This window comes from Kitasatospora sp. NBC_01300 (genome assembly GCF_041435235.1).
In the GTDB taxonomy this organism is placed as follows: domain Bacteria; phylum Actinomycetota; class Actinomycetes; order Streptomycetales; family Streptomycetaceae; genus Kitasatospora.
Window position 1 is genome coordinate 6,756,345 of sequence record NZ_CP108408.1, and the last position, 24,878, is coordinate 6,781,222.

General features: G+C 73.2%; 23 protein-coding genes. 9 read left to right on the forward strand and 14 right to left on the reverse strand.

What is annotated here, in order from left to right:
• Positions 1 to 19 precede the first annotated feature (19 nt).
• Together OG556_RS29530 and OG556_RS29535 are read right to left on the reverse strand one after the other, a co-directional pair.
• Positions 20 to 2,575 carry a hypothetical protein gene (locus tag OG556_RS29530; RefSeq protein WP_371521450.1) on the reverse strand — a complete coding sequence of 852 codons (2,556 nt, stop codon included), beginning with the start codon at positions 2,573 to 2,575 and terminating at the stop codon, positions 20 to 22.
• 81 nt (positions 2,576 to 2,656) lie between these two features.
• Positions 2,657 to 3,391 carry a Crp/Fnr family transcriptional regulator gene (locus OG556_RS29535; protein ID WP_371521452.1) on the reverse strand — a complete coding sequence of 245 codons (735 nt, stop codon included), beginning with the start codon at positions 3,389 to 3,391 and terminating at the stop codon, positions 2,657 to 2,659.
• 173 nt (positions 3,392 to 3,564) lie between these two features.
• Between OG556_RS29535 and OG556_RS29540 the strand changes: the two genes are divergently transcribed.
• The 6 genes from OG556_RS29540 to OG556_RS29565 all read left to right on the forward strand — a co-directional run bounded on the left by OG556_RS29540 (position 3,565) and on the right by OG556_RS29565 (position 10,991).
• Positions 3,565 to 4,308, forward strand: coding sequence for a hypothetical protein (locus OG556_RS29540; protein ID WP_371521454.1), 744 nt, complete (start codon positions 3,565 to 3,567; stop codon positions 4,306 to 4,308).
• 7 nt (positions 4,309 to 4,315) lie between these two features.
• Positions 4,316 to 4,732 (forward strand): hypothetical protein, encoded by a 417-nt coding sequence (locus tag OG556_RS29545; RefSeq protein WP_371521456.1) that lies wholly within the window; start codon positions 4,316 to 4,318, stop codon positions 4,730 to 4,732.
• On the forward strand, positions 4,729 to 5,940 hold the full coding sequence (locus OG556_RS29550) for a protein phosphatase 2C domain-containing protein (protein WP_371521458.1): 1,212 nt from the start codon (positions 4,729 to 4,731) through the stop codon (positions 5,938 to 5,940). The genes OG556_RS29545 and OG556_RS29550 overlap by 4 nt, the downstream gene beginning before the upstream one ends.
• Positions 5,937 to 7,079, forward strand: a complete 1,143-nt coding sequence (locus tag OG556_RS29555) for a hypothetical protein (protein ID WP_371521460.1) — start codon at positions 5,937 to 5,939, stop codon at positions 7,077 to 7,079. The genes OG556_RS29550 and OG556_RS29555 overlap by 4 nt, the downstream gene beginning before the upstream one ends.
• Positions 7,080 to 7,095: 16 nt before the next feature.
• Entirely contained in the window at positions 7,096 to 7,746 is a 651-nt protein-coding gene (locus OG556_RS29560) for a VWA domain-containing protein (RefSeq protein ID WP_371521462.1), read from the forward strand.
• Between the two features lie 1,412 nt (positions 7,747 to 9,158).
• Positions 9,159 to 10,991 (forward strand): ABC transporter ATP-binding protein, encoded by a 1,833-nt coding sequence (locus OG556_RS29565; protein WP_371521464.1) that lies wholly within the window; start codon positions 9,159 to 9,161, stop codon positions 10,989 to 10,991.
• Between the two features lie 67 nt (positions 10,992 to 11,058).
• On the opposite strand, the gene OG556_RS29570 is transcribed toward OG556_RS29565, so the two are convergent.
• Both OG556_RS29570 and OG556_RS29575 read right to left on the reverse strand, forming a co-directional pair.
• Positions 11,059 to 11,478, reverse strand: a complete 420-nt coding sequence (locus tag OG556_RS29570) for a hypothetical protein (RefSeq protein ID WP_371521466.1) — start codon at positions 11,476 to 11,478, stop codon at positions 11,059 to 11,061.
• A 241-nt stretch (positions 11,479 to 11,719) separates the two neighbouring features.
• Complete coding sequence (locus OG556_RS29575) at positions 11,720 to 13,102, reverse strand: amino acid permease (protein ID WP_371522977.1); 1,383 nt, start codon at positions 13,100 to 13,102, stop codon at positions 11,720 to 11,722.
• 399 nt (positions 13,103 to 13,501) lie between these two features.
• Between OG556_RS29575 and OG556_RS29580 the strand changes: the two genes are divergently transcribed.
• Positions 13,502 to 13,726, forward strand: coding sequence for a hypothetical protein (locus OG556_RS29580; RefSeq protein WP_371521468.1), 225 nt, complete (start codon positions 13,502 to 13,504; stop codon positions 13,724 to 13,726).
• A 70-nt stretch (positions 13,727 to 13,796) separates the two neighbouring features.
• Here OG556_RS29580 and OG556_RS29585 read toward each other — a convergent pair whose 3' ends face one another.
• Complete coding sequence (locus OG556_RS29585) at positions 13,797 to 14,747, reverse strand: deoxyribonuclease IV (RefSeq protein ID WP_371521470.1); 951 nt, start codon at positions 14,745 to 14,747, stop codon at positions 13,797 to 13,799.
• Between the two features lie 337 nt (positions 14,748 to 15,084).
• On the opposite strand from OG556_RS29585, the gene OG556_RS29590 reads away from it, so the two are divergent.
• Positions 15,085 to 16,158, forward strand: a complete 1,074-nt coding sequence (locus OG556_RS29590; RefSeq protein WP_371521472.1) for a nitrous oxide reductase family maturation protein NosD — start codon at positions 15,085 to 15,087, stop codon at positions 16,156 to 16,158.
• A 99-nt stretch (positions 16,159 to 16,257) separates the two neighbouring features.
• Complete coding sequence (locus OG556_RS29595; RefSeq protein ID WP_371521474.1) at positions 16,258 to 17,289, forward strand: methyltransferase; 1,032 nt, start codon at positions 16,258 to 16,260, stop codon at positions 17,287 to 17,289.
• A 67-nt stretch (positions 17,290 to 17,356) separates the two neighbouring features.
• Here the strand turns inward: OG556_RS29595 and OG556_RS29600 are convergent, their stop codons facing one another.
• The 9 genes from OG556_RS29600 to OG556_RS29640 form a co-directional block, all read right to left on the reverse strand.
• Positions 17,357 to 18,067 (reverse strand): class F sortase, encoded by a 711-nt coding sequence (locus OG556_RS29600; RefSeq protein WP_371521476.1) that lies wholly within the window; start codon positions 18,065 to 18,067, stop codon positions 17,357 to 17,359.
• A gap of 168 nt (positions 18,068 to 18,235) precedes the next feature.
• The gene (locus OG556_RS29605) at positions 18,236 to 18,829 is read right to left on the reverse strand and encodes a hypothetical protein (RefSeq protein ID WP_371521478.1); all 594 of its coding nucleotides are present in this window, start codon (positions 18,827 to 18,829) and stop codon (positions 18,236 to 18,238) included.
• Between the two features lie 586 nt (positions 18,830 to 19,415).
• Positions 19,416 to 19,736, reverse strand: a complete 321-nt coding sequence (locus OG556_RS29610) for a TcmI family type II polyketide cyclase (RefSeq protein WP_371522979.1) — start codon at positions 19,734 to 19,736, stop codon at positions 19,416 to 19,418.
• 5 nt (positions 19,737 to 19,741) lie between these two features.
• Positions 19,742 to 20,197: an SRPBCC family protein gene (locus tag OG556_RS29615; RefSeq protein WP_371521480.1), complete on the reverse strand. Its 456-nt coding sequence runs from the start codon at positions 20,195 to 20,197 to the stop codon at positions 19,742 to 19,744.
• Between the two features lies 1 nt (position 20,198).
• The gene (locus OG556_RS29620; protein WP_350879137.1) at positions 20,199 to 20,462 is read right to left on the reverse strand and encodes an acyl carrier protein; all 264 of its coding nucleotides are present in this window, start codon (positions 20,460 to 20,462) and stop codon (positions 20,199 to 20,201) included.
• A 34-nt stretch (positions 20,463 to 20,496) separates the two neighbouring features.
• Positions 20,497 to 21,738, reverse strand: coding sequence for a beta-ketoacyl synthase N-terminal-like domain-containing protein (locus tag OG556_RS29625; protein ID WP_371521482.1), 1,242 nt, complete (start codon positions 21,736 to 21,738; stop codon positions 20,497 to 20,499).
• Positions 21,739 to 21,743: 5 nt separating this feature from the next.
• Positions 21,744 to 23,000 (reverse strand): beta-ketoacyl synthase, encoded by a 1,257-nt coding sequence (locus tag OG556_RS29630; RefSeq protein WP_371521484.1) that lies wholly within the window; start codon positions 22,998 to 23,000, stop codon positions 21,744 to 21,746.
• Positions 22,997 to 23,422, reverse strand: a complete 426-nt coding sequence (locus tag OG556_RS29635) for a cupin domain-containing protein (protein ID WP_371521486.1) — start codon at positions 23,420 to 23,422, stop codon at positions 22,997 to 22,999. The genes OG556_RS29630 and OG556_RS29635 overlap by 4 nt, the downstream gene beginning before the upstream one ends.
• Positions 23,423 to 23,454: 32 nt before the next feature.
• Positions 23,455 to 24,621: a SchA/CurD-like domain-containing protein gene (locus OG556_RS29640; RefSeq protein ID WP_371521488.1), complete on the reverse strand. Its 1,167-nt coding sequence runs from the start codon at positions 24,619 to 24,621 to the stop codon at positions 23,455 to 23,457.
• Positions 24,622 to 24,878 lie beyond the last annotated feature (257 nt).

A 24,878-nucleotide genomic window follows, 5' to 3' on the forward strand; every position in this document is an offset into this window, starting at 1 on the left:
TGGTCGGTCTTGGGACGGATTACCAGGCGGTGCAGTGGATCACCAGACTCTGCCAGGCCGAGTTGAATGCCGAAGCCTGGCTGGCCGTGTTGTAGCCGGTGGTGAGATCGTTCCGAGCCGCGCGGAACTGGTTCTCCTCCTGCTGGCTGGCGGTCAGAAGGCCCTTGAGGTCGGATACCACGGATCCGTCCCGCGCTTGCGATAGGGCTCCCCGCAACGTGGACTCGCTGGCGCGCAGGTCTTTGAGGATGATGTCGATACGGGACTTCACCGTGCTGCCGTCGGGAACGGCGGAGGTCCGTCGTGAGTTGTAGGCGGCTACGGCGTTGTTGTACGAGTCGAAGGCGCTGTGAACGGCGGTCAGGTCGGCGTTGTGCTGCTGGGTCTCTTTTCCCAATTCCGTTACCACCGTTGCGCACACGGCATCGACGGGGTCCGGCGTGACGACGGGGGCAGGGACCGGCGGCTTGGGGGTGTAGACCCTCGGAGACGGAGCCGGAGGGGCGGGAGTGTAGACCGGCGGGGCGGGGGTGTAGACCCTCGGAGGCGGGGCCGGCGAGTAGGTGGGCTGGGCCGGCTTGGCCGGGTTCGACTGGTTCTGGGTGTAGACCATGACGCCCACGCCGAGTACGGCTGAGGCGCCGACCACGCAGGCGACGGCGAGGGCTGCTCCGCCCTTGGCGGCCGCTGCGCCGGCGGTGGTGACCGCGTGGCCCGTGCTGGACGTGGTGGTGGCGCTCACGGTGTGCGTGTGCTGGGCGGCGGAGTGGTGCGTTCCCGAGAGGTCGATTCGGTGCGGCGCCGCCTGCGAGGGGGAGTGTGCGCCGGCCACATGGCCCCCGGCCGGGGGCTGCGGGGCGGACTGGGACAGGTCGATCACGTGCGGTGTACCCGGCGGGTGCACGGGCGCCGGGGCGCCGGAGGCGGGGACGGGGTGGGTGACGGCCGGTGGTTGGACGACCGGGTGGGTGACCGTCGGCGGCTGGACGACCGGCTGGACGACCGGCTGGACGATCGGGTGGGTGACCGTAGGGGGGCCGACCACCGGGTGGGTGATCAGCGGGGACTGGCCGATGGCGTGTGCCGTGGTGGCCGGGTCGATCGGCGGCACGGCGGTGATCGCCGTCGTGGCGGCCTGGTGGGCCACCGAGTGCGCTTGCAGGGCGGCGAGTTCCTGCCAGAGCACCCCTGCCTCCAGCACCAGGGCCGTCGTCAGTGCCGCCCGGCCGATCGCCTTGCGGCGGGTGCGTGCCTCCCCCAGGAAGAAGTCCTCGCCCGCGCGGTCTCCCGCGCTCTTCGCGGCGGCCCAGCCGGCTCCGAGGAGGCTGCCCCACGCGTCGAACTGCCGGGAGAGCGCCAGTTTCGGCGAGGCGGCACGGGCCAACTCCACGCCGAGCTGCGCCTGTCCGCTCCTCTCCGCTCCCAGCACCGCGACGTCCAGGGCCTGGAAGTGGGCCGCGACCTCGTCCGGGGTGGTCTGCCGCGACTCGACCCAGGCGGTGAGCGCCCGGCAGAGCGGCGCGGCGGGGTACTGCGTCATCCGGCTCTTGAGCACGCACTCGGCGACGTCCGGCGGACACCCGTAGCCGGTTTCCGAGGCGACCAGCAGGCCGTGTCGCACCAGTCCGCCGGCGAGTGCGTTGCTGTCCGTGCGGCCGAGCAGGGCGTCGAGCTGCCGGGCGGCCAACTCGGCGCCCGACAGCGAGCCGAGCAGGTACAGCAGGTCGCGCTCCTCCGGCCGGAGTCTGTTGAGCAGCGCGGGAAGGAGCGCGGGCAGATCGGCGATGCCCGGCAGGCCCTTGCCGGTCGCGGCCGACAGGGCGATGCGCCGCAGGCGGAGCGGGTTGCCGTGCACGGCGTCGCACAGTGCCGTCACGGTCCGCGCTTCGTCGGGCCGCAGCGCGCGGGCCAGGACCGTCTGCACCAGCACCACCCCTGCCGGGGCCGTCAGTCCGTCGAGCCGGATCGGGTGGACGCCGGTGACCGACGACCGGCGCTGCGAGGTGAAGACGAACGTGGAGTGCTCGGCCAGGTCGAAGAGCCGGTGCAGGTCCTTCTCGTCGAGTCCCGCGTCGTCCAGGTAGATCCGCAGCCGCAGGGTCTTCAGGTGCTCCTTCAACACCTCCAGCGACGGCTTGTAGTTCGGTGCGTCGAAGCTGATGTCGAAGATCGCCTGCGCGAGGTCGTCGGCCGTCCGTCCGCCGGCTTCGATGTAGGCCGCGCCCTCGGGCCCGCGCGGCAGGGTGCGGGCGAGGTGGCGCAGCAGCGCGCTCTTGCCGACCCCGGAGGCGCCCCAGATCTGCACCAACTGGCGTGCCCCGATGGCCTGTTGCAGCACCTGGAGCTCCCGCTCCCGGCCGATCAGCGGATCGGCGGCGGAACGCGGCAGGTGGGAGATCGGCTGACGCTTGACCGGGTTCGGCGGAGGCCCCGCGTTCACGGTGATGGCCGAGCCGTGTCCGGTGGTGATGTTCAGGTTGGTGACGGTGTTCCGGTTGCCGACGATCATCGTTCCGGACACGTCGCCCGCCCGGATCCGCGTGGAACCGTCCGGAGCACCGTTGTTCTCTGGCATCTGTCTCTCCGGTCCTCTCCGACGCTCGGGTTCCGGCACTCGGTCATGCTGGCGCCGGCCCGTCGTCGGAACCCGGCGCTTTTAGCTGTTTGGTGAGATCGCCCGCGAACCGGCCGGTTCGGTCGCGGCGGCGATCCGGGCGAGGTGGTCCAGGTCGAGGATCGTGATCCTGCGGTAGCCCGTGACGACCGCGCCCGACTCCCGCAGGGCCCGCAGGGCCTTGTGGATCGACGACTCCGCAGCGCCGACCAGCGTGGCCATCTCCGGCTGCGACAGCGGGAGATGGGCTTCGTTGCGGCCGGGGCGCCCGTAGGTGACGGCGAGGTGGTGCAGGATCCGGGCCAGCCGCCCGAGCACGTCGCAGCCGGTGAAGTCGACGATCCGGCTGGTCGCCGTGCGCAGCTTGGCCACCACGCTCGCGTTGAGTGCGAGCCCGATGGCGGGGTGCTGCTTCGTGCACGCCAGCAGTTCGGCGGGCAGGATGTAGCGGGCCAGTACCCGGCCGCAGGCGGTCACGGTGCCGATGCGCGGCTGACCGTCGATCCCGGCGAACTCGCCGACGAGGTCCCCGGCCATCCGCACGGCCAGCAGCGCGTCCCGGCCGTCCTGTGCGTGCGCGGTGACCTTCACCGTGCCGCCGATCAGGAGCAGCGAGAAGTCCGAGGTGTCGGCCTCGCGGATGGTGATCTGACCGGCCGGGTAGGCCACGCCGTGGCCGAGCCCCAGCAGGACTCGGCGGTCGGCCTCGCCGACTCGGCCGAGCAGTCCGGTCGTCGGCCAGTAGGCCCCGGCCCCGCGCATCCGTGTGTTGCTCATCGGTCACTCCTCCTCCTCGTCCGGCCGAAGCCGGACAAGCCGTATTAGTAGCCGGTTTACCCGAGGACCCCTCCTCTACGTTCTGGTTAACCATCGTGTCGGCACCGGGAGTTCGGTGCCGACGGCAGATCGATCTTCGAACTGCCGGCCCTCGTCGTGATCGCGGAGGGAATGTGAATCCGAGGTACGAGTACCGAGCTCTGCTGGCGTGCGACATCGCGGGTTCCGCGGGCCGAGGTCAGCAGCGGCTGCAGGAGATCCGCGGTGTGCTGCGGTCCGCGCTGTTCGGCGCCCTCGGCGTCGCGGAGCTGGACCGGCGGGACTTCGCGTACGCGGACACCGGCGACGGCTGCCGGCTCGTCGCCCCGCTCGGGTTGCCCAAGGCGGGACTGCTGGTCCCGCTGCTGCCGGAGCTGGGCTCGCGGATCCGCGAGCACAACCGGCACGCCGGCCCGGACGCCCGGCTGCGGGTACGGGTCGCCGCGCACGCGGGGGAGGTCCGGCTCGATCCGGACGGCACCGTCTCCGGCACCCCGTTCGAGGCGCTCGCCCGGCTGCTCGACTCGCCCCCGCTGCGGCAGGCGGCCCTGGACGGTCCGGACGGCACCCCGGTGGCCGCGGTGCTGTCGCAGCACTACTACGAGGAGACGGTCGGTCACGGCTACGAGGGGCTCGAAGCCGGTGCCTTCACCGCGGCCGAGGTCCGGGTCAAGGAGTACGCCGCACGGGCCTGGCTCTGGTACCCGGGCAGCCCGGTCGGGCCGCACGGCGGTCCCGGCCCGGAGTCCGGCTCCCGCGAGCGGCCCGCGGAAGCCGAGCCGCGGTCCGTGGAGCAACTCGTCCGAGCCACGGGGAACGGCACGGTCTTCGCCGTCGGCCGAGGTGGCCAGTACATCCACTACAACGAACGGGGCTGAAGCGCCGATGAACCAGGAACTCGCCGAGCTGGCCGCGAGCGGAGCCACCGCTCTGGTGTCCGCGATGGGCACCGATCTGTGGAACGAGGCGAGGCGACTGATGAGCGGCGTCATCGCCCGGGCCCACGGCAGCCGCCGCAGGGAACTGTCCGCCGCGCTGGAGCGGGGGTCGACTGCCACGAGGGGAGCGGTCGACGCCGCGGCCGTGGACTTCTGGACCGACGCCCTGTTCCGGTTGCTCGACCGGGACCCGGCTCTGGCCCAGGATGTGATGGCTCTGGCGACGCTGCGGACCGGGCAACGGCCGGACGTCGTGGTCCAGGTCAACTCCGCCACCGGCTCCGGTGAGGTGTTCGCGGTGCAGCACGGTGACCAGCACTTCGCCTCCGGGCCGAGGTCCCGCGACCGTGAGGAGCGGCCGTGAGCGGGGGTGACGGCCGACGGGTCGGCCTGACGGACGGCTGGGTGCGGGCGGGGCTGCTCGCAGCCGTCGCCATCGGGGCCTGTGCCGAGGTCGGCATGCCGCACCGGCACTACGGCTGGCTGGTGGACGCGTTCGCCCTCGCGGCGGTGGGTGTCGTCGGCGCGGCGGCCGCGCTGGGGTCCGAGGCCGCCGCGACGCCCGCCCGACAGCGGGACCGGCCCGACCGGGGGCCCCGGCCCGACGCGACGGCGCCGGTCTGCCGCTTCGTCACGGCACCGGCGGTGTCGGCGGTGTCGGCGGCCCAGCCCGGCAGGCCCCGGCCGTTCCTGCGCGAGCGGCCGACCGACCTGAGCGTGCCCCGCTTCGGCGAAGGCGCGCGGGCACAGGGCTACCCCTGGCTGCTGCCGGAGCGCACGGTGCAGAACGGCATCGCCGCCGACGAGGCCACGGTCGGCGCCCTCACCATCCGTGCCGCCTCCGTCGTCGGGCCCGGCCACCGCTGCGGCCGGCCCGCCGAGCCGCGACAGGACTCCTACCGGATCGGGCGGAGCCCGGACAGCCGGTACGCGATCGTGGCCGTGGCCGACGGCCTGTCCAGCGCGGCCTGGTCCGACATCGGGGCCACCGCGGCCTCCAGCCAGGCCGTCACCCTGCTGCGCGAGCAGATCGAGGCGGTCGGCTTCGACCGGCTCGACGTCAAGGCGCTGTACGGGCGGGTCGCGGAATCGATCGCCGCGCACGCGGCCGGACGCGGCGTCGGCACCTCGCACCTGGCGACCGTGCTGATCACCGCGGTGATCGCCGAGCCGGACGCGAACGGCGTGGCGCGGGCATGGGTCGGGTGGCTCGGTGACAGTTCGGCCTGGACACTCGACCCGCGCGTCCCGCTGTGGCAGTTCTCCGCAGGCGAAGCCAAGGACCGCGCGGCGGTGGTGGTCTCGAACGAGGTCGCCGGCCGGCTGCCGGACACGCCGCACCTGGCCGTGGACGGTTACGTCACCCTGCCGGCCGGCGCCGCCCTCGCCCTGGTCACGGACGGGATCGGCGACGCGTGGGCGGACCGGGCGGGCAACGTCAACGAGTACTTCGCGAACGCCTGGCGCTCGCCGGTCCCGGCCACCCGGTTCACCGCCGACGTCGGCTTCGATGCACCGCAGTGCCTCGACGACCGCACCGCCGTCGTGGTGTGGAACGGCAGCGGGACATGACCGACTCCGATCCCGTCGCCGGCGGCGGCGCCCCGGTGGTGGACCCGCGGGGCTGGGCGTTGCCGAGGACCGTGGGCCTCGGCGATCTCGGACCGCTCGCCGAGCCGATCTCCGAACACAACGGCCAGGCCGTCGCCGTACGGCCGCTGACGGGCCATCCGGGCTGGCTGGCCAAGCTCTACCGGCCCGGCCCGCAGCAGGAGGACGGCCACCGGATCGACCTGCTGATCTCGGCCCCGGACACGCTGCCGGAGGCGGAGCGGGCGACCCTGTACGCCGGGACGTGCTGGCCCGCGGCCCGGATCCGCGAGCCCGGCAACCCGGCCGTCGGGTGCGTGATCCCGATGGCGCCCGAGCAGTACCGTTCCGAGCTGCGGCGCGGCAAGATCAGCGAGCGCCGGTTCCTGGAGATCGACTGGCTGGCGAAGTCCGACGAGTCGATCCGGGGCATCGGCCTGCCCTGCCCCGGCTTCGAGGGCCGACTGGCTGCCTGCCGCCGACTGACGGAGCTCGCCGCGATCCTGGAGGGCCTGGGCCTGGTCTACTCGGACTGGTCGTTCTCCAACGCCTTCTGGAGCCCGGAGGGGCGTTCCGTCTACCTGATCGACGTCGACGGCTGCCAGCCGAAGAAGATGCCCGACATCCACCAGCCGAACTGGGCCGACCCGCTCACGCCGCCGGGCTCCGACGCGGACCAGTACACCGACCGCTACCGGCTCGCCCTGCTCGTCGCCAAGTGCCTGACCGGCCGGCGCGACGCGAGCACCTTCCACGGCGTCGCCGCGTCCCACTGGCCGAACCAGCCCGCTGCCTCCGAGGTCCTGCTGGACATGCTGCTCGCGACCGACCGGGAGCGACGGCCCGCGGCCGCCCAGTTGAACCAGGCGCTGAACAACGGGCCCTACCTCAGGGCCGTGCCGCGTCCGACACGCAAGCCGCTGCCCCAACTGCCTCCGACGCAGCCGACGGTGGTGCTTCCGCAGCCCGCGCCGCGCACGGTCACGGAGCCCCCCGGCGTCACCGTCACCAGCATCAGCACGGCCGAGGAGAAGAAGGCCGCGTCCGGCTCGTCCACCAAGTGGATCTGGGTGCTCGCCTTCGTCGTGATCCTGGCCGTCCTCATCGCCTCCAACCACTAGCTCAGAGGTGCACACCATGTCACTCTGCCTGCCCACCTACGTGGTGATCGACGCCTCCTCGTCGATGAAGCCGCACGAGGCGGTGCTCAACGCGACCCTCTCGCGTCTGCACTACAACCTGGCGACGAATCCGCGCGTCTCGGAGTTCGCCAGGGTCAGCGTGGTCGCCTTCTCCACCGACGTGCACGTGGTCATCCCGATGTCGGACATGGAGCAGGTCCCGAGCATGCCCGAAGTGATCTGCGGCGGAGGCACCGAGTACGGCAAGGCCTTCGACCAGTTGCGGCAGAGCATCGAACAGGACGTGAGCAGCCTGCGGGCGCAGCAGTACAGCGTGCTGCGGCCGGCGGTCTTCTTCCTGACCGACGGTGCTCCGACCGACGCGAGGTGGCAGGACTCCTTCCGCAGGCTGGTGGACCGGAGCTGGCCGCGCCACCCGCACGTGATCGCCTACGGCTTCGGCGCCGCCAGGCGCGACGTGCTGAAGGAGGTGGCGACCAAGGCGCTGTTCATCGCCGACGGTTCGGACACCGAGTCGGCGCTGAGCGGGGCGATCACCGGCCTGCTCAACACCCTGATCGCCTCCTCCCAAACCGGTCAGATGCACATCGCCACCGACGTCAAGGGCTTCGAGTACGTGCAGGTCGCCCAGGAATACGTGGACTGAGCGTGGACACCGACCCGCGTACCACGGCGCCCCGGGCGCTCCGGGCCTCCGCCGGGCTGTCCCTGCTGGCCGCGGTGCTGCTCGCCTGCGGCGGCGTGGTCGAGGTGGCGGGCCATTTCGGCGGCCCCTCGACGAACGAGGGCGGAGGCGGCTCGTACCCGGCGACGCCGGTGCCGGTACAACCGGCCCAGACCCCGGCCCTGATCCCTGAGGTCTCCTCGCCCGCTGCGGTGCCGTCGCCGAGTTGCCCGCTCTCGGCCTCAGCCACCCAGCTGCCCGAGCCGACGACCACCCCCACCACACCGGCGTCTCCTTCGGAGCAGCCTTCGGGGAAAGGGGCATCCCGGACGAAGACTCCCGTGACGAGGACTCCTGTGACGAGGGCTCCTGCGGAGCGGAGTACTGCTCCGTAGCCGCGATACCGGCGGGGGAACGGGGGGTGAGGGTGCCGCTGATGGTGGCGCCGTCACCCGAACGCAGTCGCTCCGGGTTCTCGTGGGGCCCCGGAGTCGCCCGGAAGGCGGCTCCGGGGCGCCTCCTCAAGGCGGATCCGCCGTGGCGCAGGCGGTGTCGGGGCCTCGTTCCGGCGGTTTCCATGGGGCTCGACGCGGGGGTTTCCGTCGCACCGGGCGGGGGTGCGCACCTCCGCTCCGTCGGTCGGCTGCGCCATCCGGGTAGGCGTCGGCGGGCGGGGTCGGCGGTCCGGGCGGGGGTGTTCGGGGAGGGGGCGCGAGGGTCGGGGGCTCGCGCCGACGCGGTCGTCGCGGGGGCCGGCGGCGGACCGGTGGGCGGTGGTGTCCGGTGCGCGGGAGCGGCTGTTTCGAGATGCCGGACAAAAGGTATTTGACGGCGGATCAGTCGCGGAGCCGGTGGGGCGGCTCCGTGTCCGATCCGGCTCGTCGGGGGGTCGCTCGGGAGGGTCGGATCCGGCCGCAGGGGCGCGGTTCGGGCGGCCGCGTCGGGGTGCCCTTCGCATGCCGAGGACCGGTCACGGTTGCGGTCCAGAAGCTGCGAGCGGGGGCGTCAGGCGGATACTGGAGATGTGAGAACGGCTCTGGCAGGCACATCCCTGACGTGCCCGCCGCTTAGGGCTGTCTCACGGCAACGGCAGTCTCTGTCGTGCTCCCCGGGTCCGCGCCGTCGGCGTCGGCCGTGGACGTGCGGCGTGCCAATGCAAGGGAAGAAATGGAGTCGTGATGAGTTACTTCAACCGCAGGGACCGCGGTCGCGGACGTGAACGTGACCGTCGCCGCCGTCGCCACGGCCGCCGTCGTCGGTTTGGCTTCTGGTGACAGATAAGGGCGGTCCGGGCTGTGCTTAACAGCCCGGCATGACACCCATCCCTGGGGCCGGCGGTATCACCGCCGGCCCCTCATCCTGAGTGGGGTTCCTCCATGCACGGTGCGACGCCCATGGGGGGTCCGGAGGACCGGGCAGCCGACCGGGCCATCGACCAGGGGCCGGTGGCGGACTCGCCCGCCATCTCGCTGCGCGAGCTGTTCCGGCGGTTCTGGCCGTGGGTCCGACCGGACGTGCGCTGGCTGCCGCTGAGCGCGGTGCTGCTCGTGCTCGGCGCCTTCGGCGAGGTCGTCTCGGTCTGGATGTTCAAGGACCTGATCGACGAGGTCCTGGTGCCCCGGCACTTCGCCGATTTCTGGCCGCTCGGCGGCACGATGCTCGCCGCGGCCGCGGTGGCGGCGCTGTTCACCTTCGCGGGCACCTACACCGGCACCTGGATCGCGGAGCGGTACCTGCTCCGGCTCCGTACCGGCACACTGGCCCATCTGCACACCCTGCCGCCCGACACCCTGGAGACCCGCTGGCGCGGCGACCTGGTGGCCCGGATGACCGCCGACATCGCGACGATCGAGCAGATGGTCGCGACGGGTCTGGTCGAGGGCGCGGTGGCCTCGGTCAGCCTGGTGCTGTTCGCCGGCGCGGCGTTCTACCTGAGCTGGCCCCTCACCCTGGCGGCGCTGATCGTCGCGCCGCTGTTCATCCTCACCACCGGTTTCTTCGGGCGCCGCATCCGCATCCGGGAGCGGCAGGTCCAGCGCCGCGCCGGCGGCGTCACCGCGCTGCTGGAGGAGACGCTGCGCAACGTGGTGGTCACCCGCACCTGCGGCCAGGAGGAGCGCGAGGTCGAGCGGGTGCATCGCGAGGGGAAGGCCCTGCTGGACGCCGAGCTCTCCGCCGCCCGGATGTCCGACCTCTACCAGCCCCTCCTCAACGTCCTCCAGATGCTCGCCGGGCTGGTCGTGGTGGGCGTCGGCGCCCTCCAGGTGATCCGCGGCGAACTGAGCCTGGGTGGTCTGCTCGCCTTCGCCGCCTTCATGGCGCAGCTGTTCGAGCCGATCCAGCAGCTCGCCGGGCTCGTCCCGCTCGCGGGCGCGGCCTGCGCCTCGGGCGAGCGCCTGCTGGAGATCCACGACCTGTCCAGTCCGGTCCGGGAGAGCCCCGCCGCGCGGGACGCCGTCGCGGTCCGCGGCCGGGTCTCCTTCGAGGGCGTCCACGTCGCCTACGCCGGCAGCCACGACGCCCCGGTGCTGTCCGACGTCAGCTTCGACGTCAGCCCCGGCAAGGTCCTGGCCGTCATCGGCCCCAGCGGCAGCGGCAAGTCCACGCTCGCCAAGCTCCTGGTCCGCTTCCTGGACCCGCAGGCCGGTACCGTCCGCCTCGACGGCACCGACATCCAGGACCTGACCATCGCCTCGCTGCGGGCGGCGATCAGCTTCCTGCCCCAGCAGGCGCAGCTCTTCCACGCGACCATCCGGGACAACATCGCCTACGGCAGGCCCGACGCCCCGCAGGGCGACATCGAACGCGCCGCCCGCAGCGCGGGCGCCCACGGCTTCATCACCGCGCTGCCGCAGGGGTACGGCACGGTCATCGGCGACGAGGGCTTCCAGCTCTCCGGCGGGCAGGCCCAGCGGGTCGCCATCGCCCGGGCCTTCGTGCGCGGCGCGCCGGTCCTCGTCCTGGACGAACCCACCACCGGCCTGGACCCGAAGACCGTCCAGCAGCTGATCCCCCCGCTGCGCCGCCTGATGGCGGGCCGCACCACGATCCTGATCACCCACGACCCGGCCTTCCTCCCGCTGGCCGACCACGTCCTCACCCTCCAGCCGCAGGACGCCCCGCGGCCCCGCGCCCGTTTCGCGGAACCGGCCACCGGGCGCCCGGAGGTCGTCGCGGTGAACGTGTCCGAGGCGCTTCCGGGGGAGCGGGGCCACGGGCCCGGGTGACCTTCGCCCCCCACTCGAACGGCCGGGATCCGCAGACTGCGGACCCCGGCCGTTCGGGTGCGTGCGGTCAGGAGACGACGACGGTGGTCCGCAGGTAGTAGACGAACGGCGGGCAGGCCGAGCCGCGGTCCGGGAAGGCGCACCGCCAGATCCAGGTGATGTCGCTCGTCCCGGCGGTGGCCGCGTTGAAGGTCGCGTGCGCGGTGTTGTCGGGGGTGGTGCTGCCCGAGGTCTGCGGCAGCACCGAGGGCACGGTCGTCGCCGGGACGGACGACAGCCAGGTGACGGTGTAGTCGCGGAAGGGAGGCAGGTCGATCTGGACCACGTCACCCGCGTGGACCTGCACGGTCTGGCCGTTGGCGGCGGGGCCGAGGACCACGACGTCGGCCAGGGCCGGCCGCGCCGGGGCCGCTGCGGCGGTGGTGACGGTGCCGGCGGTCAGGGCGAGGACGGCGGCGGGGGCTGTCAACAGCCTCAGGATCTTCATGGCACTCCCGGTACTCGAAGGTTCACGGAAACGGAGGTTCGCGTGGAACGGCGGTGCAGGGTGCGGAGGTTCCGGCCTCCCGTCTATCCGGCGCGGGCGGTCCGGCCGATGGCGCGGACCCGCACGGGAGGGAAACCTCCAGCCAAGGATGTCCACATCCGCCACTTCAGGCAAGGAGTGTGACGATCCATCAGATGTGCGTGACCCCGAGTCGCCGCGACCCCGGTCCGGGCCCGGGCCGTCAGTCCCGGTGGCGGGCCGCCATCCAGACGTAGACCAGGATCCCGGCGAACAGGAACAGCACGCCCTGGTAGACGGCCGCGTAACCGGCGCCGGCCACCAGCCACAGGGAGAAGCCGAAGGCGCCCAGGCCCAGCACCGCGTCCCGGGCGAGCCGGCCCCCGGAGACCTTGTCGGACATGCCGCGCACCAGCCAGTACAGCTGCGCGGCGGTGGAGAGCAGGTACGGGACGGTCGCGGTGAAGGTGGTGACCAGCACCAGGATGTCGAACGCACCCTTGGCGCCGGTGGCGAAGTTGAGGATGGTCAGCACCGAGGCCAGCGCGACGCTGGTCACGACGCCGAACACCGGGACGCCGCGCCGCTCCTTGGCGAAGGCGGCCGGGAACAGCCCGTCCTTGGCGGCCGCGTACGGCGCCTGGGCGGCCAGCAGCGTCCAGCCGTTGAGCGCGCCGATCATCGAGACGAGCGCGGCGACGGCGATCGCCGTGCCGCCCCACGTGCCGCCGAACATGGCGTCCACGGCGTCCGAGAACGGCGCGGTGGAGTGGATCAGCCGGTCGTGGGCGACGGTGCCGAAGACCGCGAGCGTGCCCAGCAGGTAGACCACCGCCGCACCGGCCGTGCCGAGCACGCTGGCCCGCCCGACGTTGCGCTCCGGATCGCGGACCTGGCCGGCGCTCATCGCGGCCGACTCCACGCCCAGGTAGCTGAAGAGCAGGATGGCCGCGGCCGCCGTCATCCCGCCGGCCCAGCCGTGCCCGGTGGCGTCGAAGGGGCCCAGGTTGCGCGCGTCGAAGAAGCCCAGGCCGCCCACCGCGACCAGCAGCAGCGGGATGAACTTGAGGACGGTGGAGACGAGTTGGACGGCACCGACGTAGCGGGTGCCGGCCAGGTTCGCCAGCGCGGGCAGCCACTGGAAGGCCATCGCGGCGGCGATGCTGAGCCCGATGGAGTGGCCGACGGGCAGCAGCACGTCGAGGTAGCCGACGGCGGCGACCGCGAGCGCGGCGTTGCTGACCCAGGTGGTGATCCAGTACGACCAGGCCGACAGGAACCCGGCGAAGTCCCCGAAGGCCTCCCGGGCGTAGACGTACGGCCCGCCGGTGCGCGGGTTGCGGCGCGCGAGCTGCCCGAAGACGAGCGCGAGTGCGATCGCGCCCACGGTCAGGACGACGAAGGAGACCAGGCTGACCGTCCCGTAGGGGGCCACGGCGGCGGGGATCATGAAGATGCCGCCGCCGATGATGTTGCCCATCACCAGGGCGGTGGCGGTCGGCAGGCCGAAGCGGCCGCCCTTGCGGGGCGTCGGGGTGACCGCTTCCGGGGTCTCCGGCGGGCTCGGTCGGGTCGCCTGCCGGGATTCGGCCGGGCTGGTCTGCATGAGGGTGGTGCGCCTTTCGTGGTCCTGCGCGTGCTCGGTGGAGCCACCGTTCATGCTCGAACCGGGCGGCACTCTGTACCAAATCGATGGGATTTGTTCAGTAGGCCTGGCATGTCACCGCAAGACTTGCGGTCCCGTGCCGGTCGGACGGGCACTCGTCCTGTGTGCTCCGGCCCGGTCGTTCGGTGTGCGGCCGGGTGTCCGAGGGCGTTCACCCGGGGGAGGGATGTCGTCACCCGAATGCCTCAGCCGGCTTGCGGCGCGCCGCGGCGCGTGCGCGTTCGTGTGCAAACGTTGGCCCGGCGCTTCCCCGGTGGGGCGCCGTCCGCCCCGTCCGGTGGCCGCACCGGCCGTTCCGGGAGGCGGATCGAGGACCAGAATCGAACCAGAGGACATCAGATGTCGCTTCGTGGGAAGATCCGCAAGCTCGCCGTGATCGCCGCCGTGGCGGGTGCCGCTGCCTTCGCGGCGCCGGCGCCGGCGATGGCGGCCTGGCACGGGTCGCACTCGTCGACCGGGGGGAGCCTGGAGTCGGGTTCGGCCGGTGTCGGCCTGTTCGGCCCGCACGCCAACTGGCTGAACGTCCACGAGCACACCGAGGACGACTGCTTCGGCGACTGCTGACCGACCGATGAGCCCGGGGGCCGCTGTGGGCCCCCGGGCTCATCGCTGTCCGCGCGGCGGTCCGAGCAGGTCAGGCCGGCAGGGTGGGGGCGGCGGCCCGCTCGCGCAGTTCCTTCAGTACGGCGATGTCCATCGCGTGCCCGGTGCCGTCCCCGCCGTGCTTGCGGTCCGGGGTCTCCACCAGCAGCGGGACACCGGCCGTCTCCGGGTGCTCGAACAGCTCGCGGAACGGTTCCGCGCCGATCATCCCGGCGCCGATGTTGGCGTGCCGGTCCTTGCGCGCGCCGACGACGTCCTCGGAGTCGTTGGCGTGGATCAGCCGCAGCCGGCCCGGCCCGGCCGCCGACGCCAGGGCGTCCAGCGCGGCCGTCACCCCGCCCGGTACGGCCAGGTCGTGCCCGGCGGCGAAGGCGTGGCAGGTGTCCAGGCAGACGCCGACCTTCGGATGCCGGTCCAGCGCCTCGACGTACTCGGCGAGCTCCTCCAGCCGGGAGCAGAGCGAGCTGCCCTGGCCCGCCGTCGGCTCCAGCAGCAGCCAGGGCGCGTCCTCGCCGAGGGCGTCCAGTTCGTCCAGCAGCGGCCGCACGTCGGCCCGGACCTGTGCCATCGCCTCGGCCCGCCGGGAGCCGCCGCCGGGCGCCGTGCCGACCGCCGAGCCGGTGTGCAGGACGACGCCCAGCGCGCCGATCGCGTGGCCGCGGCGCAGCGAGTGCCGCAGCGAGTCGGCCGAGCGCTCGCGGGTGGCCGGGTTGTCCGAGCCGAAGTTGATCAGGTACGGGGCGTGCACCCAGGCGGGGAGCGCCTGCTCGGCGCAGGCCGCCCGGAACTCCTCGTCCTGCGCGGGGTTGCCCGGCGGAGTGGCCCAGCCGCGCGGGTTGGCCACGAACACCTGTACGGTCTCGGCGCCGACCCGGCGCGCGTACGCCAGCCCCGTTCCGGCCAGCCCGCGGGCGGCCACCGGGACGTGGGCGCCGACCGGGTTGCGGAGGGTGCCGAGGTGCGCTGCGGGTGCGGTGGTCATGGCCCCGAGGATGTCACGCCGCAGGTCGGCGGTGGCACGCGGCCCGGCCGGCGGTGCCGGAGGCGCTCCGAGGGCGTGCCGTGCGGCTCGGCCCGGAGCGCGCCGCGCCGTACGCGCCACGCCGGGCCGTCCCACCACCGGCCGACGCCCCGTCAGTCCCGCAGCCCAGCCCTGGTGGCGGGCCCACCCGGCGGCCCATAGCGTCGAGTCGGCCGCACCCACCGGCCGTCACCGAACCTGCACACCGTGCAACAACAGACACCGCGTACCTAGCGCGCCGCCCGGCAGGCTCCGGCCGCACCCCGGCGAGCGCGCCGGAAAGAACAGGTCACCACTCATGCCCACGCGACGGGTCCACCACTTCGCCGCGGCCACCGCCGCCGCCACCGCCCTGACCACCGTCCTCGCCGGCCTGGCCGCCGTGCCCGCGGCCCACGCCGCCGACGGCCTGCACGTCGTCCTGCCTGGCGAATCGATTCAGCAGGCCGTCGACGCCGCCCTCCCCGGCGACACCGTCCAACTGCTCGCCGGCACCTACCCCGGCAGCGTCCGCATCACCACCCCGGGCCTCACCCTGCGCGGCGCCGGCGCGGACAGCGTGATCACCCCCGGGGACGGCACCGAGAACGCCTGCGCCACCGCCGGACACGGCCTCTGCGTGGACGGCACCGAGGCGGTCCCGCTGCCGGACGTCACCATCGAGACCCTCGCCGTCACCGGCTTCCGCAAGAACGGCATCGACGCCAGCGGCACCACCGGCCTGACCGTGCGCGACACCTACGTCCACGACAACGCCCAGCAGGGCATCAGCCAGGAGATCTCCACCCGGGCCCGGATCGTCGGCAACCGCGCGACCCGCAACGGCCAGTCCGGTGTCTTCCTCGCCAACTACGCCTACCGCGAGGGCGGCGCGCCCGACACCGGGGGCACCGTCGTGGAGGGCAACGAGCTGACCGAGAACCGGGTCGGCGTCACCGTCCGCCGACTGCGCGGGCTGGCCGTCCAGGACAACGAGCTCCGCGGCAACTGCGCCGGCGTCTTCGTGGTCGGCGACGAGGGCGTGCCCCGGGCCGGGGACCTCGACGTGCGCCGCAACGAGGTCGTCGCCAACAACATGTTCTGCCCGGCCAACCCGCGGCTGGGCGCCATCCAGGGCGCGGGCATCGTGCTCACCGGCGTCGAGGACGCCCGGGTCACCGACAACGAGGTCCACGACAACGTCGGCAGCTCGGACTTCTCCGGCGGGATCGTCCTCTTCAAGAGCGTCGTCGGCGTCGCCAACGCCCGCAACACCGTCGCCGACAACCACCTGAGCGGCAACAGCCCGGCCGACATCGCCGACCGCGACACCGGCGAGAACGCGTTCGCCCGCAACAGCTGCGCGCGGTCCGAGCCGTCCGGCCGCTGCTGAGCCGCGGCACCCACACCCGGTACGACCCGCATCCGGTACGACCCACCCCCGGCACGCGCCCCCGGCACCCCTGCCCCCCGTCGACAAGGAAGACCTCCCATGACGATCGCACCGCCCCCGACTCCCCAGGCCGCGATGCGCCTGCGCGAGCTCGTCTTCGGCGCCGCCTGTGCCGCCGCCGTCCGCGCGGCCGCCCGGCTCGGCGTCGCCGACGTGCTCGGCGACGCCCCGACCAGCCTCACCGATCTCGCCGCCGCCCTCGACACCGAGCCGCTGCCGCTGCGCCGCCTGTTGCGCGCGCTCACCTGCTACGGCATCTTCTCCGAGACCTCCGACGACCGCTTCGAGCACACCGAGATGTCCCGCCTGCTGCGCGAGGACGCCCCCAACTCGCTGCGCTACATCTCCCTCTGGTGCACCGAGCCGTGGACCTGGGAGGCCTGGCCGAAGCTGGACGAGGCGGTCCGCTCCGGCCGCAACGTCTTCCCCGAGCTGTTCGGCAAGGAGTTCTTCGACTACCTGCACAGCGACGCGGGCGACTCCGCGAAGGTCTTCGACAAGGCGATGACCACCTCCAGCCGGCAGTCCGCCCACGACCTCGCCGAGTACCTGGACCTCACCGGCGTCGACTCGGTGGCGGACATCGGCGGCGGCCAGGGGCACGTGCTGGCCAGCCTGCTGGAGAAGCACCCGGCGCTGCACGGCACCCTGCTCGACCTGCCCAAGGTGGTCGCCGGCGCCGAACCCCGGCTCCAGGACGGCGGCGCCTTCTCGGCCCGCGCCCGGCTGGTGCCCGGTGACTGCCGGGTGGAGATCCCGGTCCGCGCCGACCTCTACATCATCAAGAACATCCTGGAGTGGGACGACGAGAGCACCCGTCGCACCCTCGCCAACGTGGTCGCCGCGGCCCGGCCCGGCGCCCGCGTCGTGGTGGTGGAGAACCTGGTCGACGACAGCCCGTCGATGCGCTTCACCACCGCGATGGACCTGATGCTGCTGCTCAACGTCGGCGGCGCCAAGCACTCCAAGGAGAGCATGGTGCGGCTGATGGAGGACGCCGGACTGGACGTCGCGGACGTCCACCCGGTCAACCCCTACCTGCACGCCTTCGAGGCCACCGTGCGCGGCTGAGCACCGGCCCCACGCGAACGACCGCCGTCCCCCGGGAGCTGGGGGCGGCGGTCGTTCGCGTTGCCGGTCAGGCCGGGTGCGAGGAGTCCAGGTGTGCGAAGACCACCACGTTGTCCGAGTAGTCCTTCTGGCCCTTGTCGTACGAACCGCCGCAGGTGATCAGCCGCAGCTGGGCGTCGGGCGTCTGGCCGTACACCTTGTCGTCCGGGAAGGCGTTCTTGGGGAAGGCCTCCACCGAGTCCACCGAGAACACCGCGACCGCGCCGTCGGCGCGCTCCACCTCGATCTGCTGGTCCGGTTGCATCTGGCTCAGCATCACGAACACCGCCGGGCCCGTGGTGGTGTCCACGTGCCCGGCGACCACCGAGCTGCCGAGCTCGCCCGGGGAGACGCCGTCCCGGTACCAGCCGACCATGTTGTCGTCGTCCGGCGGCGGCGCGGTGAGCTGGCCCTCCGGATCGAGCGTCAGCTCGGTGAACGGGGCGTCGACGCCGATCTGCGGGATCCGCAGCCGGGTCGGATTGGCACGGCCCAGCGACGGTGGCGCGGGGGCCGGGTCCTCGGCGGCCTCCGCAGGGGCCTCCGAGGGGGTCTCCGAGGGGGCGTCCGCGGGGGTGGTGGCCGGTGCGGACGGGCGGGGGGTGGCCGGCGCGACGATCGCCGGGGGACGGATCATGCGGGACGCCGAGTTGGCTCTCGGCGTGGTGTCGACCGAGTTGTACATCAGCAGCAGGCCGACCGCCGCCGCACCGATGCCGGTGCGCAGCAGTCGGGACATTCCAGGGACGGGACCGCCCATCGCTCCTCTTTCTCCATTCCCATGCGCAGCCGGGCCGGTGACGGCCCGAAAAAGTCCGAAAGATCCAGAAGGTCCAAAACGACCCGCCGCCCCCGTGCGCGCCGCCCTGGTGGGGAGGCGCGTGGGGGCGGCGTCAGATGCCGGACGTCAGATGGTGGCGCCGGTGTTGCGGCGGTTGCGGCGCAGCGCGTACGCGCCGGCCCCGAGGCCGCCGATCAGCAGGACGGCACCGGAGGCGAGGCCGCCACCGGACAGCGTGGTGCCGGTCTCGGCCACGGCCAGGCCGCCACCGCCGGCGTGCACGCCGCCGTGCGGGCCCTTGCGGCCGTGCTCGCCACCGCGGCCGTGCTCGCCGCCCCGGCCCTCGCCGCCCTTGTCGCCGCCGCGGCCCTCGCCGCCCTTGTCGCCGCCGCGACCGTGCTCGTCGCCACGGCCTTCGCCACGGCCGTGCTCGTCGCCACGGCCTTCGCCACGGCCGTGCTCGTCGCCACGGCCTTCGCCACGGCCGTGCTCGTCGCCACGGTCGTCGCCGCGACCGTGCTCGTCGCCACGGCCTTCGCCACGGCCGTGCTCGTCGCCACGGTCGTCGCCGCGACCGTGCTCGTCGCCACGGTCGGACTGGTCCTGCGAGGTGGAGCTCTTCGCCTGGTCGGCGGAGCCGTCGGCGAAGGCCATGGGGGTGCCGACGGTGAGAACGGCGGCGACGGCCGCCCCGGCCAGCAGAGTGCGTGCAGAACGCATGAGGTTGATCCTTCCGATACACAGGCCCGCGATCGCCGGCACGGCGCCGGACAAGGGAATTCGTGGGAACTGCGTCTGATTCACCGTCAACCACCGCGACGTCCGCCGCCACCGGAGAGTGGCGACTTGGGTACGGACTGTGCTCGATTCGAGTGGAGTCCCGGCCCGGTTCACCCGGGTGCCCCAGCGAGACGGGTGAAAAGGATTCGCGGCGGTCCGGGCCGATTCGGTCCTGTGCTGACGGCGTGTCGGGCCCGCCCCGAAGGCGCTGACGCCGCGTCGAGCCCGCCCCCGGAAGGCGCTGACGCCATGTCGGGCAAGCCCGGACGGCGCTGACGCGATGTCGGGCAGGCCCGGGATGGCGCTGACGCGATGTCGGGCAGGCCCTGGATGGCGCTGACGCCGCGTCGGGCGGGCTCGGATGGTGCTGACGTGCCGTCGGGCGGGCGTGGGAGGCGCTGACGCCGCGTCGGGCCGGCTCGGACGGCACTGACGCCACGTCCGGTCGATCCGGACGCGCACGTGGGCCCGCCCCCGGCGGATGGCCGGGGGCGGGCCCAGGACGAGCGGGACGGGCGGGACGGGGTCAGCGGTCCCAGCGGTAGAACTCGTGCGCCATGGCGTCCTTCGGCTCGCGCCAGGTGGCCGGGTCGTAGGCCTGGACGAAGGCGGTCAACCGGTCACTGACGGACCGGAACTCCGGGTGGCCGATGACCTTGGCGACGGCCGGGCCCGGCGGGCGGTCGGCCTCGATGAGGTGCAGGTAGACGTCGCCGAACTGGAACAGGCTGCGGCCGGTGACGCCGATCAGGTGCGGCAGTTCGCCCTGGTCGGACGAGGCGAACACCTCGGCGATGTCCGGCGCGGCCTCGGGCTTCATCCGGGCGACGATCAGGGCGCGGTGCATTCCGGTCACCGCTCCGCCGCCCGCTTCTCGACCTTCTCGCGGATCAGCTCCAGCTGGATCCGGGAGTTGCGGTTGATGTGGTTGACCATGCCGTGGTCGTCGACCGGGGCGGTGGGCTTCATCGCGAAGTCCTGGATCCAGCGCATCCTCGTCCCGGCCGGGACCTCCGAGTACTCCCAGCGGATGTCCATGAACTCGAACGGGCCGGGCTCGACCCGGCGGGCGCGCACCGCGAGCGAGGACTTGTCGGTGGTGCGCTCGGAGACCCAGCTCCACACCTGGCCGTTCTCGTCCGGGTGCATGGTGAGCCGGAAGCGGACGCTGTCGCCGTCGCGCTCCAGCACGTCCACCGAGGCGTACTCGCTGAAGAGGTCCGGCCAGTTCTCCAGGTCGTTGGTGATCTCCCAGACCAGGTCGAGGGGTGCGGCGATGACGATCTCGTTGTCGGTGTGTCCGGGCATCTCAGGCACCAGCTTTCGGGGAGAGGAGGGAGGTGTTGACGAGCTGCAGGAACTCGGCCGGGGTCTTGGCGGACTCGGCGCCCGAGGTGACCTTGAGGCCGTGCCGGTTCTCCAGCTCGCCGACGACGCCGAGCAGGCCGAGCGAGTCGACGCCGAACTCGTCGAACTGCGCGCCCGGGCGCTCCAGGTGGAGCGGGTCGACGGTGACGCCGGCCCGGGCCTGGATCAGGGCGGCCAGCTCGTGGTAGCTGAGGGTGTTGCTCACGGGATGTCCCTTCGGTGGGGTTGCGGGTGCGGATTCAGGGCCGGTCTCCGCACCGGAGCACCAGTGCGGAGTTGGAACCCATCAGCCCGCGGCTGAGCACCAGTGCGGTGCGCAGTTCGGCCGGACGGGCGCGGCCGGTCACCAGGGCGAGGTCGTGACTGACCTCGGTGACGTTCGGGGTGGGCGGCAGCACGCCGTCCTCCATGGCCAGGACGGCGGCCGCCACGTCCAGCATCGGCGCGCCGCAGTAGGCCCGTCCGGTGCCGGACTTGGGGGCGGTGACCGGGACGCGTTCGGCCGCCGGGCCGAGCGCGTCGGCCAGTGCGAGCGCCTCGGCCCGGTCGGCGGCCGGAACGCCGAGCGCGTCCGCGAAGACCACGTCGATCTCCTCGGGCGCGATCCTGGCCTCGTCCAGGGCGATGCGGATCGCGGCGGCCAGCCCCTCGCGGGACTCCTCCCAGCGGGAGGCCCCGGTGAAGGTGGAGCCGTGTCCGGCCAGGTGGGCCCGGACGGCGGCGCCGCGCCGCCGGGCCGCCTGCTCGTCCTCCAGCAGCAGCATCGCGCCGCCCTCGGCGGGGGCGAAGCCGCAGGCCTGCGCGGTGAACGGCAGGTAGGCCCGGTCGGGCTGCCCGGCGAGGCTGACCTCCGGGTAGCCGAGCTGGCAGACCATCGAGTACGGCGCCAGCGGTGCCTCGGCGGCGCCCGCCACCACCGCGTCGGTGCCGCGCTCGATCGTGCGGGCCGCGTGCGCCAGCGCGTCCAGGCCGCCGGCCTCGTCGCTGGCGACCACCCCGCACGGACCCTTGTAGCCGCCGCGGATCGAGATCTGGCCGGTGCTGGCGGCGTAGAACCAGGCGATGGACTGGTAGGGGCCGACGAACTGCGGCCCCTTGCCCCAGAGCTGCTGGAGCTCGCGCTGGCCGAACTCGCCGCCGCCGGAGCCGGCCGCGGTCACCACCCCGACCGCGAAGGGATGCTCGGGGTCGGGGTGGAATCCGGCGTCCGCCACCGCCAGGTCGGCGGCGGCCATCGCGTAGTGCGTGAACCGGTCGGTCTGCACCAGGTACCGGCTGTCGATCGCGGCCCGCGGGTCGAAGTCCCGCACCTGGCCGGCGACGCGCAGCGGCAGCCCGTCGCAGCCCTCGCGGGTGATCCGGTCGAGGACGCTCACGCCCTGCCTGGTGGCCTTCCAGAAGGCGTCGGCCCCAACGCCGTTCGGCGCCACCACGCCGAGGCCGGTGACCACCGCCCGGCGGCCCTGCTGACGTGACGTCATGACACTCACCCCGTTCTGTTGAGCACGACGGCGGACTGGAATCCGCCGAATCCGCTGCCGACCGAGAGGATGTGGCTCAGCGGCAGCTCGCGCGCGGTGCGCGGCACGTAGTCGAGGTCGCACTCCGGGTCCGGAGTCTCGTAGTTGGCGGTCGGCGGCACCACGCCGTGGGCCAGCGCCAGGGTGCAGGCGACCACCTCGATGGCGCCGATCGCGCCGAGCGAGTGTCCGACCATCGACTTGATGGAGCTCATCGGCGTCCGGTAGGCGTGGGCGCCGAGCGAGCGCTTGACGGCGGCGGTCTCGTGCCGGTCGTTCTGCTTGGTGCCCGAACCGTGCGCGTTGACGTAGCCGACGTCGGTGCGGTCCACCCGGGCGTGGGCGAGCGCGTCGTCGATCGCCCGGGACATCTCCAGCCCCTCCTGGGTGAGGCCGGTCATGTGGTAGGCGTTGCCGAAGGTGGCGAAGCCGCCGATCTCGCCGTAGATCCGGGCGCCGCGGCGGCGGGCGTGCTCCAGTTCCTCCAACACCAGGACGGCGCCGCCCTCGCCGAGGACGAAGCCGTCCCGGTGGGCGTCGAAGGGCCGGGAGGCGTGCTCCGGGTCGTCGTTGCGCTCGCTGGTGGCCTTGATGGCGTCGAAGCAGGCGACGGTGATCGGCGAGATCGGCGAGTCGGAGGCGCCGGCGATGCAGATGTCGGCGCGCCCCTCCTCGACGGCCTGGAAGCCGTAGCCGATCGCGTCGAGGCCGGAGGTGCAGCCGGTGGAGACGGTCTGCACCGGGCCGTGCGCGCCGGTGCGCTCGGCGACCGTGGAGGCCAGCGTGCTGGGCGCGAAGGCCCGGTGCAGCTGCGGCTCGGCCCGCTGGTGGTCGACGTCCCAGCGGGCGCCGCCGGCGCTCACCAGGGCGTAGTCGTGCTCCAGCCGGGTGGTGCCGCCGACGGCGGTGCCGAGCGAGACGGCGACCCGCCACGGGTCCTCGGCGGCCAGGTCCAGGCCCGCGTCGGCGATCGCCTCGTCCGCCGCGACCATCGCGAACTGCACGTAGCGGTCGGCCCGCTGGACGTCCGCCGGGCCCAGCCCGTGGGCCGCCGGGTCGAAGTCGACCTCGGCGGCGATCCGGGAGCGGAACCCGGTGGGGTCGAAGAGCGTGATGCCCCGGGTGGCGGTGCGGCCGGCGGTGAGGAGTTCCCAGAACGCCGGGACCCCGACCCCGCCGGGCGCGACGACGCCGATCCCGGTGACGGCGACGCGCCGGGTCACGAGGCCACCTTGGCGTGTTCCGGCGGCCCGGCGGCGGCGGTCTCCTCGGTGTCCACGTGGCCGAGTTCGGGGCGGGGGGCGAGCGGGCCGAGGTGGAACACCATCCGGGCCTCGGTGTCGCCGACGTTGCGGAAGCGGTGGCGCATGTTGATCGGGATCATCAGGCCCTGGTTGGGCCTGATCGGACGGCTCTCGCCGTCCAGGTCCACCTCCAGGTCGCCGCTGACCACGAACACGAACTCCTCGGAGTACGGGTGGTAGTGCTCGCCGATCCGCTCGCCGGGCTGGACGATCGCCAGCCCCATGAACCCGCTGGTCGCCCCGCAGGTGGTCGGGGTGAGCATGGCGCGCAGGTCGCCGCCGCGCCGACGGTTCTCCGGTGCCTCGTCGACGTGCACGATCCGTGGGTACTGCGTGGTCATGGTGTCTTCCTCCGAGAGATGCGGCTGGTTCTTCAGTTGTCCTGCGAGCTGCGGTCGGTGACCGGGTTCATGGCGCGGGCCGCGAGGGCGGCGGCGAGTCCGATGGAGGTGCGCAGGTCGCCCTGCGGGCCGAGGTCGAGCAGTCGGCCGAGCGCGGCGGCCTCCTGGTCGCCCGCCACGCCGAGGGCGGCCGCCGGGTCGGCCTCGGCCGGCACCCGCAGGTCGACCAGGCGCACCACCACGTCCGCCCGGTGGAACACGGTGCTGGCCGCGACCGGGCCGGTCGGGTCGGCGGTGGCGAGGTTGTCGTAGTCGGCGAGCAGCTCGGCGACGGCCTGGCCCTCGCCCGGGCGGACGGGGTACAGCACGGCGTGCCGGTGCAGCCGGGCGGAGGTCGGGGAGCTGGCGATCGCCTGGTGCTTCGCCGGCAGCGCGGCCCGGGCGAAGAAGGCGCGCGCGGCCTGCGGGTCGCCCAGCTGGCGGGCCTCCTCCAGGTACGGGTTGATCGCCTCCTCGACGGCCCGCACCTCCGGCTGCATCGCCACGTGGCGCAGCGCGTCGCCGAGGTTGCCGACCACCTCGACGGCCCGGACCACCCGGTTGCCGTGCATGAACAGCGAGGTGCGGTGCAGCCGGGTGTGCTCGTCCACCTCGGCCCGGGGCGAGGCGTAGCCGGACAGGATCCGGGCCACCTCGTGCTCGCTGCCGGGCTTGACCGTGAAGGTGAGCGCGTGCCGGACCACGCCGTCCGGGCCGGGCTCGGCCTTCGGCGGGCCGACGTGCCCGGCGGGCTCGGTGCGCGGCAGGCCGGGCGGGACCTCCAGCGGGGCCCGGGTGCCGGTGGAGCCGGCCGCCGAGGTCTCGCGCAGGATGCCGTAGCGCAGCGAGCGGAAGTTGTCGCTGACGCAGCCGTGCATCGGCTTGACCATCTCGCGGTGGGCGGGGCTGTCCACCCACTCCAGGAAGGTGTCCTGGTCCTCCCACTCGCTGGTGATCAGCCACTGGCGGGGGTCGTTGATCGACTGGCACAGCTGGTCGCTGACATGGCCGGGCACCGAGGCCACCTGGTGGCGCAGCTGCTCGTAGACGTCGAGGAAGCGCTGCTGGGCGCCGTCCTGGATCTCCAGCATCAGCACCACCCGGAGCCGGGTGTCGGAGTCGGCCTGCTGCTTCCGCTGCGGTTCGGACAGAGTTGTCATGATCCACTTTCTGCTCTGGGCCGCACGTTGCGGGCCGCGGTGGGCCGCGTCCGGGGGGTGCTCCCGGCTTGGGAGGGCGGTGCGACGGCGATCGGCCCGGTCGGTCGGCGCCAGGCCTGAAGTCGATCGTGAGCGGCGTACCGGGGTGCCGCGATATTTGCGGGCCATCCGGGCGAAGAGGCGGCACAAGCACCCTCGGGCGGGGGATGGAAGAGCGGGGCCCCCGGCCGTGCGGCCCCCTCGACGGCGGCCCCGAT